The following is a 12,909-nucleotide window of genomic DNA, read 5'->3' on the forward strand; positions in this document are numbered from 1 at the left end:
GTATCTCGCGTGAGGGGGCACCGTGAGGGGCCGTTTTCCGGCGGTCGCGCGGCGCCGTCCCCAGGTGGCAGTGGCCGGCGCGCTGGCTGTCCTGTTCGCCGTGACCGCGGCCGCGGTTTTCGCGCCCTGGCTGGTGCCCGGGGCGACCGACCAGGACCTCGTGCTCGGTATCACCGGCCCCGTGCCAGGTCATCCGCTCGGCACCGACGACCTCGGCCGTGACGTGCTGGAACTGCTCGTCGCGGGAGCCCGTACGGCCGTTCCCGGTGCGCTGTGCGTCGCCGCCGGGTCGATGCTGATCGGCAACCTCATCGGGTTGCCCGCCGGATACTTCGGCGGCTGGGCCGACACGCTGGCCATGCGCTGGGCGGACCTGATGTTCTCCCTGCCCGCCCTGCTGGTGGCGATCGTCGTCGCCGGGGTGCTGGGCGGAGGGTACGGTCTGGCGGTCGCCGTGCTCGTCGTGCTGTTCGCTCCCACCGACACGAGGGTGGTGCGCGGAGCCGTGCTCGAACAGCGGCACCGCCCATACGTCGAGGCGGCACTGCTCAAGAACCTCTCCGCGTGGCGGATCATGACGAGGCAGATCTGGCCCAACATCGCCTCCGTCACGCTGGCCAACGGGTTTCTCAACTTCGCCTACGCCCTGGTGTCCCTGGCCTCGCTGTCCTTCCTTGGCCTGGGGGTGCCCGCGGGCTCGCCCGACTGGGGGCGCACCCTGGCGGACAATCGGGCCCAACTGCTCGTCAACCCGTGGGCCGTGGTCGCCCCCGGCCTCGCCATCATCCTCACGGCCGCCGCGCTGAACATCGTCGGTGACTGGCTCTACGAACGCGTCGACCGCCGGGGAAGGGCACGCTGAGATGAAGAGGTCCACCGGAACCAGGGCGACCGCCGAGCCCGCGATCCGGGTCGAGGGAATCAAGGTCCGGCAGCCCTCCACCGGGCGGACCCTCCTGTCGGAGGTGTCGTTCGAGGTCGCGGCCGGGGAGTCGGTCGCCATCGTGGGAGAGTCGGGTTCGGGCAAGTCCCTCACGGTCCGCGCGATGCTCGGCCTGCTGCCTCAGGGGCTGGAGGCCACGGGGCAGGTGCGCATCGCGGGCGAGCGGGTGGACGACGACCCGCGTGCCCGGCGGCGGCAGCGCGGCAGTGTGGTCTCCCTCCTCATGCAGGACCCGTTCACCCTGCTCAACCCCTTGCGCCGCGCCGGGCGCCAGATCGCCGACGGGTTGCCGAAGGGCGCGGACGCGGCCGTCGAGGTACCGCGGCTGCTGGCGGAGGTGGGCCTGCCCGCGAACGTCGCGGGGCGCTACCCCTTCCAGCTGTCCGGCGGCATGCGCCAGCGGATCGGACTGGCCGCCGCGCTGGCCGGAGGGCCGCGAGTACTGGTCGCCGACGAGCCGACGACCGCGCTCGACGCCACCACCCAGCGCGAGGTCCTCGCCCTCATCCGGCGTGTCCAGCGGGAACGGGACATGGCGTTCGTCCTCATCACCCACGACCTGCGCCTGGCCTTCTCCACCTGCGACCGGGTCATGGTGATGTACGCGGGACGGGTCATGGAGACCGGCCGTGCGGCGGCCGTACGGCAGGAGCAGTTCCACCCGTACACCAGGGCGCTGCTGGCGGCCGAGCCGCCCGCGGACCGGCGGCTCGCGGTGATCCCCTCGGTGCCGGGGGCCGTTCCCGCGCACGACGCGGCGGCCGGGCGGTGCGGGTTCGCCGACCGGTGCTCGCTGGCCGTGCCGGAGTGCCGCGCGGGAGTGCCGGAGCCACGTCCCGTACGCGTGTCGGGGAGCGTCCGCGAAGGGCGGCTGTCGGCGTGCCTGCGGGCGGCCGAGCTGCCCGCGCCGCCCGTGCCGGAACCGGGGGTCGTCGCCAGGCCGCCGGTCGCGGCCGAACCGGTGCTGGAGGTGCGTGATCTGCGCCGGCGGTTCGCCGGGAGCCCGCACCCGGCGCTGGCGGGTGTGAGCCTGACGGTCGCTCCGGGCGAGGTCGTCGGTGTGGTCGGCGAGTCCGGATCGGGCAAGACCACGCTGGCCCGATGCGTCGCCGGGCTGGAGCGGCCGGACGGGGGCGAGATCCTGCTCGGTGGCGCGAACTGCTCCGACTACGGGCGGATGGGGCGCGCGGCCGTGCGCCAGGCCCGCCGGATCTCACAAATGATCTTCCAGGACCCCTATTCGACGCTCAACCCCGCCCGGACCGTGGGGGCGACCCTGCGGGAGGCGCTGTGGGCCGACGGCCGTCCCGCCGGGCCTGACGACCTCGCCCGGCTCCTGGAGTCGGTCGGCCTGGCCCGCGACATGGCCGGGATGCGGCCGGCCGGACTGTCCGGCGGTGAGCGGCAGCGGGTGGCGATCGCCCGTGCGGTGGCGGGCGAGCCTCGCCTGCTGATCTGCGACGAGCCGGTGTCGGCGCTCGACGTCTCGGTCCAGGCCCAGATACTGGGTCTCCTCGCCGAGCTGCGGGAACGGCTGTCCATGGCGATGCTGTTCATCACCCATGACCTGGCCGTGGTCCGCCAGATGGCCGACCGGCTCTACGTGCTGGAATCGGGCACATGTGTGGAGACCGGCCTCGCCGACCGGGTGCTCGACGCGCCCGAGCATCCCTACACCCGGGCGCTGCTGGCCAGCGTCCCCGACGGCTCCGGCGACTGGCTGGACTGAGAGCCGCCCGCGACGGTCCTCAGTCCTCGGAGAACGAGATCAGGGTCAGGACGCGGCAGGCGGCGGATCCGGTGGCGTAGACATGGTCGGACTCGGCGGCGAACCGCACGGCGTCGCCCACGGCGATGGTGACCGACCACTCCTCGGTCTCGACGGTCACCTCGCCGGAGACGACGTAGGCGTGTTCCACCGAGCCGCGGCCGTGGGAGCTCTTGGCGCTGCGGGTGCCCGGCGGAATGTGACCCTCGGCCAGTTCGAAGCGGCGCCGGTCGGGGGCCGCGAACAAGGCGCGGACCGTCGTGTCCCCGGCGGGGAGGACGAGTCCCTCGTCGTGGCGGATCACCTCCGGACCGGTCAGATGGACCCGGGTCAGTTCGCCGAAGGTCAGCTCCAGGGAGGTCGCGAGCCGCGACAGCACCTCGACCGTGGGGTTGGCCACGCCGCGCTCGACCTGGGAGATGAGCGCCTTGCTCACGCCGGTCAGCTCGGCCAGCTCGCGAACGCTGAACCCGCGGGCGAGGCGGGTGCGGCGCAGGTTGGCGGCGATCGCTCCACGCACCCCCGAAGACTCCGGGGGGGCAGGGGTCATGCCGACGGCGATGCCGTTCTCGCGCTGCACGTCTGTCTCCTCTTCCCGGTCCGATCGGTATCCATGATGCAGGAGATCAGCCGATCAGGGCGAGGCGGTGGGCGGCCGCGGTGGCCTCGCCCCGGCTGGAGACGCCCAGCTTGCCGAGGATGTTGGAGACGTGCACGCTCACCGTCTTGGCCGAGATGAACAGCTCGGCGGCGACCTCGCGGTTGGACCGCCCCTGGGCGACCAGCCGGAGCACCTCCAGTTCGCGCGGGGTCAGCAACTGCTCCTCGCTCCCCGTCCGGTCGGTGAGGGAGATCCCCACCCGGCGGGCGAGCGAGGAGATCTCGCCCGCCAGCGGCCGGGCGGAGATCGCCACGGCGATCGGATGGGCGGCGCGCAGCCGGTCGGCGGCACCGTCGCGATCGCCCGCGCCGGCCGCCGCCCGTCCGGCGTGCAGCAGTGACCTCGCCTGCGGGAGAGGGCGGCCCAGCCGTTCCCAGGCCGCGGCCGCGGCGTCGTGGTCGCGGGCGACACCGAGCCGGTAGGCCTCGGAGACGGGGCTGTCCACGGTCATCGTGGCCGCCGCCGCCTCGACGCGGGCGCGCAGTGCCGCCACCCGTTCGGGGGCGAACGCCCCGATCGTCTCGCAGACCCCTCCGAGCAGGTCGAGCATCCGCCAGCCCAGCATGGGCTTGCCCATGATCCGTGTCTCCAGGACGACCCGCTCGGCGACATCCAGCACGGCCGGCGGCTCCCCGTCGAGCAGGTGCAGGCCGATCAGGAGCCGGGAGTTGGCGGTCAGTTCCTGGGTGAACTCCTCCGAGGTGGCGTCGAAGGCGCCCACCTCGTTCAGGACGGACCTGAGCACGTCCGTCTCGCCCCGGGCGACCGCCACGTCGGCGCGGATCCGCCGCAGGTGGTGGCGGGTGCGCAGGATGGGACCCATGCCCAGGGCCTCCTCGGCCAGCTGGGCCGCCTCCTCGAACCTGCCCAGCGCGTCCAGCGCCTCGGCCCGGTTGTTGGCGATGAACGTGCCCTGGACCCGGTAGAGGCCGTACTTCCTGGCCAGCCGCTCCCCTTCGAGCGCCAGCTCGATCGCCTCGGTGGAGCGGCCCATGTTGTTCAGCGCGTCCACGTTGTTGGCGAGGGCGCGCAGCACGATGTCGCCGGAACCGACGCGCTCGCCGATCGCCTGGGCTCTCGTGTTGAGCCGGACCGTGGCGTCGATGCGTCCCGCGAGCGAGTCGCCCAGCGCGAGGTTGAGCAGCAGATCGGCCTCCAGCGGCTCCTCGCCGTGCTCGCGCACGATCCGCACCGCCTCCTCGGTGAGCGCCGTCCCCTCGTCCAACTCGCCGCTGAACATCAGGTACGAACCGAGCTTGGACAGCACCTCGGCGCGGTCCAGCCCCGGCTCGGGGACCAGCCGCTCGGCGTAGCGGAGATCGCCGAGCACCCCCGGCGCCCGCTTGGCCTTCTTGAACTGCGACCCGTGTACGAGCAGGTTCGCCACCCGTGCCGGCTCGGCCCGCTCGTCGAGTTCGTCCAGTGCGGCCTTGACGAACTTGCCGCCCCTGCCGACCTCACCGCACGCGCCGGCGGCCTCCGCGGCGCGCTCCAGGACCGTGGTGTGGTCGACACCGATGCGCTCGGCGGCGTCGGGAACCTTGCTCCACAGCGTGAGCACCCGCTCAAGCAGCTGCATCATCTCGTTGTAGGCGAAGGTCTTCGCGGCCTTGCCCGCAGCCTCCCAGGCGGAGATGAGGGCCCAGAGGTCGTTTCTGGCGGAGTGCCAGTGGTGGGCGATCTCGATGGCGGCCCGGCCGGGCGGGACGAGCGTGCGGTCGCCGCCGATCTCCTCGGCGAAGCGGGCGTGCAGCCGTACGTGCTCACCAGGCAGGAGTTCGTCGTGCACGGCCTCGCGGATCAGCGCGTGCCGGAAGACATAGGCGTGGCCGTCGGTGACCTGCAGCACGTTGGCCGCGATCGCGGTGCGCAGCGCGTCGTCGAGGTCGACGTCGGACAGGCCGCTGACCGCGGCGAGCAGGGCGTGGCCCACCCGGATGCCACCGGCCGCGGCGATGCGCAACACCCGCTGGGTCTCCTCGGGGAGCCGCTCGACGGAGCCGATGATCAGGTCGTGCAGGGAGTCGGGGAAGACGCAGTCGCCGCCGCACTCCATCAGCGCCTCGACGAAGAGCGGGATGCCCTCGCTGCGCTGGAAAACCCTGTTCACCTGGACGAAGTCGGGAGCGGTGCCGAGGATGCCGGCCATCTGGGCCGCCACCTCCGGCAGGGTGAGCCGGGGCAGGTCCATCCGGAGGACCCCGTCCAGCCGGCCGAGCTCGGCCAGCACCGGCCTGAGCGGGTGCTGGCGGTGGAGCTCGTCGGAGCGGTAGGTGAGGATCATCAGCACGGGTGCGGCGCGAAGGTTCCGGCTGAGGAAGGCGATCAGGTCGCGGCTGGAGCTGTCGGCCCAGTGCACGTCCTCGATGAGGAGGATCACCGGCCGCCTCTCGGCGAGCCGTTCCAGCAGGGTGAGAACCTGCTCGAAGAGCCGGGCCCGGGCGGTGTCGCTCTCCGTGTCGCCGCTCGGCTCACCGAACTCGGGCAGTAGCCGGGCCAGGTCGCGTGCCGCTCCCTCGGGGAGCAGCGCCGCGACCTCCTCGGCACCGCACTCGCGGACGAGCTGGCGGATCGCCGCGGTGAACGGCGCGTAGGCGAGGCCCTCGGTCGACAGCTCCACGCAGCCCCCGTTGAGCACGTGGGCGCTGTCGGCCGAGGCCCGTTCCGCGAAACACCCGATCAGCCGTGACTTGCCGACGCCGGCCTCGCCGCCGAGCAGCACCGTCGTCGCCGCGTTCTTCCGCGTCTGTTCGAACGCCTCGGTCAGATCCGCAAGCTCCGCCTCCCGTCCTACGAAGACGGGGCTTACCGCCCGACCGACCATGTCTGCCAGCATGTCACGCCTTACAGGTAGCACTCCTCCTATTTTTCGCTCGGTGAAACCGATCCGCTACGGAGGCAGAGAGGCCCGGCCGGGCGAGGGGAGGCGGCCGGGCTCTCGGGGCGTGGTCATGCTGGAATGATCTTGCCGAGGAGGCTCCTGCGGAGCTTGCCGCCCGGGCGGGCCTTCCCGGCCTGCTGGGCCTCGCGGGCGAGGCGGTGGCTGTCGGCCTGCTGGCGGAGCTCGGCGGTCCTCTGGGTGATCAACTGGAGCTGAAGTTCGGGACCCATGGGGTTCCTTCCTGAATGTGGTGCCTTCCTGACACACTCAAGATTCGTCCTAAGGCCCCCGGTCCCACATCGGGAGGATGTCCTATCTCCGGGCCGCCCGGCGCCCCACCCCTACTTAGGCCCCTGCCTAGGCCCTACCTAGAACACACCGGACGACTCCGGGCCGCCTCAGTGGGCGGCCCCGTGCGACGCGGAGAGCCTGGACCCGGCGGATGTTGACGAAAACCGACGGGAGGGCTGTGCAAGGTCCAGTTTGGAACTAATCACACCAGTGGGCATGCTGGGGAGGTGTCAACTATGACTACCTCGCTCGCGGACGTGGCCACGTCCAACGCCACGCTGCGAACCTTCCTGCACGGTCTGCCAGGTGTCGATCGCGTGGGCGCCGACCAGCGCGCCGCGATGCTCGGCACCCGATCCATCAAGACGACCGCCAAGGCCCAGGCCATCGATCTCGCCATCGGCATGGTGGACCTGACGACCCTGGAGGGAGCCGACACCCCGGGTAAGGTCCGCGCGATGTGCGCCAAGGCCCTCCACCCCGACCCGGCCGATCCCTCGGTACCCAGGGTGGCCGCGGTGTGCGTCTACCCCGACCTGGTCGCCGAGGCCGCGACGGCGCTGAAGGGCACCGGTGTCAAGGTGGCCAGCGTCGCGACCGCCTTCCCCAGCGGACGCTCCTCGCTCGACGTCAAGGTCGCCGACACCGTCTTCGCGGTGGCGGCCGGAGCCGACGAGATCGACATGGTCATCGACAGGGGCGCGTTCCTCGCGGGTGACTACGTCAAGGTCTTCGAGGAGATCGTCGCGATCAAGGCCGCCTGCGGCGCCGCTCACCTGAAGGTGATCCTGGAGACCGGCGAGCTGTCCACGTACGACAACGTGCGCCGCGCGTCCTGGCTGGCCATGCTGGCCGGGGGCGACTTCATCAAGACCTCCACCGGAAAGGTGCAGCCCGCCGCGACCCTTCCGGTGACGCTGATCATGCTGGAGGCGGTCCGCGACTTCCTGGCCGTGAGCGGCCGGAAGGTCGGGGTGAAGCCCGCGGGCGGCATCCGGACCACCAAGGACGCGATCAAGATGCTCGTCCTGGTCAACGAGACCGTCGGCGAGGGCTGGCTCAGCCCCGACTGGTTCCGGCTCGGCGCCTCCACACTCCTCAACGACCTGCTGATGCAGCGCCAGAAGATGGCCACCGGCAGGTACGCGGGTCCCGACTACTTCACCCTCGACTAAGGCGTTCACATGTTTGAGTACGCACCGGCGCCCGAGTCGCGTGACGTCGTCGACATCAGGCCGTCCTACGGTCTGTTCATCGACGGTGAGTGGGTCGACTCCCAGGGCGGGGATCTTCACAAGACCGTCAACCCGGCATCCGAGGAGGTCCTGGCGGAGGTCGCCTGGGCGACGGAGGCCGATGTCGATCGGGCGGTCTCGGCCGCCCGCAAGGCGTTCGGCGTCTGGTCGGCGCTGCCCGGCTCGGAAAGGGCCAAGTACCTCTTCAGGATCGCGCGGATCATCCAGGAGCGCTCGCGCGAGCTGGCCGTGCTGGAGTCCCTGGACAACGGCAAGCCCATCCGCGAGTCCCGCGACGTGGACCTGCCCCTGGTGGCGGCCCACTTCTTCTACTACGCGGGCTGGGCGGACAAGCTGGAATACGCCGGGTACGGTGCCGGTCCGCGCCCGCTCGGGGTGGCCGGCCAGGTCATCCCGTGGAACTTCCCGCTGCTCATGCTCGCCTGGAAGATCGCCCCTGCCCTGGCCTGCGGTAACACCGTGGTCCTCAAGCCCGCCGAGACCACCCCGCTGACCGCGCTGCTGTTCGCGGAGATCTGCGCGCAGGCCGACCTGCCGCCCGGCGTGGTCAACATCGTGACCGGTGCCGGACAGACCGGCGCCGCCCTGGTCGACCACCCCGGCGTCGACAAGGTGGCCTTCACCGGCTCCACCGAGGTCGGCCGCCGGATCGCCAGGTCGGTCGCGGGCTCCGGCAAGAAGGTCACCCTGGAGCTGGGCGGCAAGGCCGCGAACATCGTGTTCGAGGACGCCGCGCTGGACCAGGCGGTCGAGGGCATCGTCAACGGGATCTTCTTCAACCAGGGCCACGTCTGCTGCGCGGGCTCCCGGCTGCTGGTGCAGGAGTCGATCGAGACGGAACTGCTCGACGCGCTGAAGCGGCGGCTCGGCACGCTCAGGCTGGGCGACCCGCTGGACAAGAACACCGACATCGGTGCGATCAACTCCGCGGCCCAGCTCGCCAAGATCCGCGAGCTGTCGGACCTGGGGGAGGCGGAGGGCGCCGAGCGCTGGTCCCCGGCCTGCTCGCTGCCCGACAAGGGGTTCTGGTTCCCGCCGACCATCTTCACCGGTGTCGCCCAGTCACACCGGATCGCCCGCGAGGAGGTCTTCGGTCCCGTGCTGTCCGTGCTGACCTTCCGCACCCCGGCCGAGGCGGTGGAGAAGGCCAACAACACCCCGTTCGGCCTCTCGGCGGGCGTGTGGACGGAGAAGGGGTCGCGCATCCTGTGGATGGCGAGCAGGCTCCGCGCCGGCGTCGTCTGGGCCAACACCTTCAACCGGTTCGACCCCACCTCGCCGTTCGGCGGCTGCAAGGAGTCGGGATACGGGCGAGAGGGCGGACGACACGGGCTGGAGGCGTACCTCGATGTGTGAGCATCAGCGCCTCAGGCGCCGCCGCCGCCGTGCCCAGAGCACCCGGGGTCACGGCTTCGCCCGCGCGGGGCGGCCGGTGCTGCGTGGCTGGTTCGCCCACCGGTGCGGCGTGAGCCGCTGCGGTCAGATCTTCGTGCCGGCCCGGCTGGCGCAGCAGGAGAGCTCGTGGAGAGGGCTGGGAAATGAGTAAGGCGGAGAAGCCGGGCCGGGCGCGGGCGGCCAAACAGGCCACCGAGCAGGCCATCGAGCAGGCCATCGAGCAGGCCATCGAGCAGGCCCCGGGCCCCGGGGACGGGCGTCGGCCCGCACGGCTCGCCGTGCGCAAGACGTACAAGCTGTACATCGGCGGGGCGTTCCCGCGCTCCGAGAGCGGAAGGTCCTACCCGGTGACCTCCTCCAGCGGCGACTTCCTCGCCAACGCCGCCAAGGCCTCCCGCAAGGACGCCCGCGACGCGGTGACGGCCGCGCGCAAGGCCTTCGGCGGCTGGTCGGGTGCCACCGCGTACAACCGGGGACAGGTTCTCTACCGCGTCGCCGAGATGCTGGAGAGTCGGCGGGCCCAGTTCATCGCCGAGCTGGCCGAGTCCGGGACGAAGAACGCGCGGGAGGTCGTGGACGCGAGCGTCGACCGGCTGGTCTGGTACGCCGGGTGGTCCGACAAGATCGCCGCGGTCGCCGGGTCCGCCAACCCCGTCGCCGGTCCCTACTTCAACATCTCCTCGCCGGAGCCGACCGGCGTGGTCGCGGTGGTCGCCCCCGACAAGCCGCTGCTCGGGCTCGTCTCGGTGATCGCCCCGGTGATCGTCACCGGCAACACCTGCGTGGTGATCGCGAGCGAGCGCGCCCCGCTGCCCGCGATCACCCTGGCCGAGGTGCTCGCCACCTCGGACCTGCCCGGTGGGGTGGTCAACATCCTCACCGGCTCCGTCGCCGAGATCGCCCCCCATCTGGCCGCGCACATGGACGTCAACGCCCTCGACCTGGCCGGGGTCACCGACAGGGCGGTGGCGGTCGCGTGCGAGGAGGCGGCGGCGGAGAACCTCAAGCGGGTCCTCCGTCCCGCCGAGACCGACTGGTTCGCGGACCCGGGCACCGGGCGGATGACCGCCTTCCTGGAGACGAAGACGGTCTGGCACCCCACCGGCGTCTGACCCGTACGGGGCCGCCCGCGGGGTCTCCCCCGCGGGCGGGCCCCGTACGGACGGAAAGACGATCAGGCGGGCAGGGCGTGGCGGGTCCAGGGGCGGGCGGCCTCCAGCTGGCCGGCCAGGGCCAGGAGCTGCGCCTCACCCCCCGGGGCGGCGACGAGCTGGACGCCGATCGGCATGCCGCTGGAGTGCCGGCCGTACGGGACGGTCATGGCGGGCCAGCCGGCCATGTTCCAGGCCGCGGTGGCGGGCGCGTACGTCAGGTTGGCGCGGGCGTTCGCCAGGAGCCCGCGCCGGCCCCAGCGCTCGGCGGCCGGTGGCAGGGCGGCGAGCGTCGGTGTGACGAGCACGTCGGCGTTGCCGAACCACTGGTCGGCGCCGTACGCGCGCCAGCGGTCACGGCCCGCCGTGCCGTCCGCCCCGAACCTGGCGAGCAGCCGCCCGGCTCTCGCCAGGGACCTGGTGCGCCGTTCGAGACCGCGCGGGTCGAGGCCGTTCACGTCGTCCCTGGCGCACGCGAACCAGGTGGCGACAGCGGCCGCGCCGACCCCGAAGGGCATCCGCAGGGGGTGTTCCACCACGGTGTGCCCCGCGGCGCCCAGCACCTCCGCCGCCCCGGTCACCGCCCGCTGGAACTCGGCGTCCACCGAGAGCCCGGAGGGCAGCGGCATCGGTGCGACCGTGATCCGCAGCCTCAACGGTTCCGACAGGGTCAGCCCGCCCGGGTAGTCGTCGATGGCGCTGTCCACGCCGAGTGCCTCGCTCTCGCCGGGCGTCGCCAGCGACATGTCGTCCGCCATCACGGCCAGGGCCAGGGCGAGATCGGCCACGGTGGTGGCCAGCGGGCCGTTCTCCGACATCCCGTACCAGTCGTGCTCGGGCGGCGGGACCACCCCGTGACCCGGCTTGATCGAGACCAGGCCGCAGCAGGCGGCCGGGATGCGCAGCGAACCCAGCCCGTCGTTGCCGTGGGCCAGCGGGACCATGCCCGCCGCCACGGCGGCCGCGCTCCCGCCCGACGACCCGCCGGGGGTGCGCCCGAGGTCCCACGGGTTGCGCGTCACGCCGTACACGCTGTCGGAGAATCCGACCAGGCAGAGCTCCGGCACGTTGGTGATGCCGACGACCACCGCGCCCGCGGCCCTGAGCCTGGCCACCACGGGATGGTCCTCGTCCGCGGGCGCGTCCGGCGTCGCCGCGGAACCGTTGCGGGACGCCTCGCCCCTGATCGGCACATTGTCCTTGATCGCGATCGGCACCCCGGCGAGCGGCAGCCCGGACAGGTCCGCCCGCTCCTGCAGCGCCCGCGCCTCGGCCAGCGCCCGCTCGGCGAGGACCGTGCGGAACGCCCTGACGCGCCCGTCACGCTCGGCGATGACGTCGAGATGCTCCTCGACGACCATGGGCGCGGTGACCTTCCCCCGTCGCACGGCCTCCGCGATCTCCACTGCGGAACTTCCCACCCACGACATGAACCGAGTGTGGTCCGGCGAGTCCGCCAGGGGAAGCGTTCCACGTCTCAATCAGGTGACTTGTCCGGCTCATCGGTGTCGTTCCGCTCGCTGTCGTTCCGCTCGCCCCGCCGGGGCTCGCGCCCCGCCGCCTTGAGTGCCAGGCGGAGTGCGTACTCCAACTGGGCGTTGACGCTTCGCAGGTCGTCGGCCGCCCATTTGGCGATCACCTCGTAGACGGCCGGGTCGAGCCTCAGCAGGATCTTCTTCCGCTCAGCCATAGAGGCTGCCGGCGTTGACCACCGGCTGCGTCGCCTTGTCACCGCAGAGGACGACCAGCAGGTTGGAGACCATCTGCGCCTTGCGCTCCTCGTCGAGTTCCACCACCTCATCCTCCCGCAGCTTGGTCAGTGCGAGCTGAACCATGCCGACCGCGCCGGCGACGATGTGGGTGCGCGCCGCGACCACCTGGGCGGCCTGCTGCCGGACCAGCATCGCCTGGGCGATCTCCGGAGCATAGGCGAGGTGGGTGATCCGCGCCTCCAGCACCTCCACCCCGGCGAGCTGGGTGCGGTCGCTCAGCTCGGTGGTGAGTTCGGCGGCCACCTCGGTGCCGTCGCGCAGGCTGGTACGGCCCTCCTCGTGGGCGTCGTACGGGTGGCTGGTGGCCAGGTGCCTGACGGCGGCCTCGGACTGGATCGCCACGTACTGCTCGTAGTCGTCCACGGAGAACGTCGCCTTGGCGGTGTCGGCGACCTTGTAGACGACGACGGCGGCGATCTCCACGGGGTTGCCGTCGGCGTCGTTCACCTTGAGCTTGGCCGTCTCGAAGTTGCGCACCCGGAGGGTGACGCGCGCCTTGCTGGTGAACGGCAGCACCCACTGGAACCCGGCCTGGTTCACCGTCCCGATGTAGCGGCCGAAGAACTGCACGACCTTCGCCTCGTTCGGATTGATCACCGTGAACCCGGTGGCCGTGACCGTCGCGACGATCCCCCACACGATCGCCGCGGCGATCAGCCACGTTTCCCCCGCCGTCCACCCGGCCCAGGCCAGGACGGCCCCGAGCGCCAGAAGCCCGATCAGGACGCCGAATCCGCTCACCCGGAAAGCACGTCGTTCCATGTACGCCACCTTTGCTATCGAAGTGATAT

The 12,909-nt window shown here is 71.8% G+C and carries 12 protein-coding genes; 6 read left to right on the top strand and 6 right to left on the bottom strand.

Features of this window, described 5'->3' with window-relative positions:
• The first annotated feature begins 22 nt into the window (after positions 1-22).
• Together AB0K21_RS16710 and AB0K21_RS16715 are read left to right on the top strand one after the other, a co-directional pair.
• A complete protein-coding gene (locus AB0K21_RS16710) occupies positions 23-862 on the top strand; it encodes an ABC transporter permease (protein ID WP_364150764.1) in 840 nt (279 codons plus the stop codon).
• Between the two features lies 1 nt (position 863).
• Positions 864-2,672, top strand: a complete 1,809-nt coding sequence (locus AB0K21_RS16715; protein WP_364150767.1) for an ABC transporter ATP-binding protein — start codon at positions 864-866, stop codon at positions 2,670-2,672.
• 19 nt (positions 2,673-2,691) lie between these two features.
• Here the strand turns inward: AB0K21_RS16715 and AB0K21_RS16720 are convergent, their stop codons facing one another.
• The 3 genes from AB0K21_RS16720 to AB0K21_RS16730 form a co-directional block, all read right to left on the bottom strand.
• A complete protein-coding gene (locus AB0K21_RS16720) occupies positions 2,692-3,291 on the bottom strand; it encodes an XRE family transcriptional regulator (RefSeq protein WP_343964848.1) in 600 nt (199 codons plus the stop codon).
• Positions 3,292-3,337: 46 nt separating this feature from the next.
• The gene (locus AB0K21_RS16725; RefSeq protein ID WP_343964846.1) at positions 3,338-6,208 is read right to left on the bottom strand and encodes an AAA family ATPase; all 2,871 of its coding nucleotides are present in this window, start codon (positions 6,206-6,208) and stop codon (positions 3,338-3,340) included.
• Between the two features lie 113 nt (positions 6,209-6,321).
• A complete protein-coding gene (locus AB0K21_RS16730) occupies positions 6,322-6,483 on the bottom strand; it encodes a hypothetical protein (protein WP_343964844.1) in 162 nt (53 codons plus the stop codon).
• 297 nt (positions 6,484-6,780) lie between these two features.
• On the opposite strand from AB0K21_RS16730, the gene deoC reads away from it, so the two are divergent.
• From deoC to AB0K21_RS16750, 4 genes are read left to right on the top strand one after another with little or no spacing between them, the layout of a single operon-like run.
• On the top strand, positions 6,781-7,719 hold the full coding sequence (gene deoC / locus AB0K21_RS16735) for a deoxyribose-phosphate aldolase (RefSeq protein ID WP_343964842.1): 939 nt from the start codon (positions 6,781-6,783) through the stop codon (positions 7,717-7,719).
• Positions 7,720-7,728: 9 nt separating this feature from the next.
• Complete coding sequence (locus tag AB0K21_RS16740) at positions 7,729-9,156, top strand: aldehyde dehydrogenase family protein (protein WP_364150773.1); 1,428 nt, start codon at positions 7,729-7,731, stop codon at positions 9,154-9,156.
• The gene (locus AB0K21_RS16745; protein WP_343964838.1) at positions 9,149-9,346 is read left to right on the top strand and encodes a hypothetical protein; all 198 of its coding nucleotides are present in this window, start codon (positions 9,149-9,151) and stop codon (positions 9,344-9,346) included. The genes AB0K21_RS16740 and AB0K21_RS16745 overlap by 8 nt, the downstream gene beginning before the upstream one ends.
• Positions 9,339-10,307, top strand: coding sequence for an aldehyde dehydrogenase family protein (locus AB0K21_RS16750; protein WP_364150776.1), 969 nt, complete (start codon positions 9,339-9,341; stop codon positions 10,305-10,307). The genes AB0K21_RS16745 and AB0K21_RS16750 overlap by 8 nt, the downstream gene beginning before the upstream one ends.
• A gap of 62 nt (positions 10,308-10,369) precedes the next feature.
• On the opposite strand, the gene AB0K21_RS16755 is transcribed toward AB0K21_RS16750, so the two are convergent.
• Genes AB0K21_RS16755 through AB0K21_RS16765 form a run of 3 tightly spaced genes read right to left on the bottom strand, consistent with a single transcriptional unit; the run spans position 10,370 to position 12,880 of the window.
• Positions 10,370-11,776, bottom strand: coding sequence for an amidase family protein (locus AB0K21_RS16755; protein WP_364150779.1), 1,407 nt, complete (start codon positions 11,774-11,776; stop codon positions 10,370-10,372).
• A 47-nt stretch (positions 11,777-11,823) separates the two neighbouring features.
• A complete protein-coding gene (locus AB0K21_RS16760) occupies positions 11,824-12,036 on the bottom strand; it encodes a hypothetical protein (RefSeq protein WP_343964834.1) in 213 nt (70 codons plus the stop codon).
• Positions 12,029-12,880 (bottom strand): SPFH domain-containing protein, encoded by an 852-nt coding sequence (locus AB0K21_RS16765; protein WP_364150782.1) that lies wholly within the window; start codon positions 12,878-12,880, stop codon positions 12,029-12,031. Before AB0K21_RS16765 ends, AB0K21_RS16760 begins: the two co-directional genes overlap by 8 nt.
• Positions 12,881-12,909 lie beyond the last annotated feature (29 nt).

Origin of the sequence: Streptosporangium sp. NPDC049248 (assembly GCF_040678965.1) — a bacterium.
Lineage (GTDB): Bacteria > Actinomycetota > Actinomycetes > Streptosporangiales > Streptosporangiaceae > Streptosporangium > Streptosporangium fukuiense.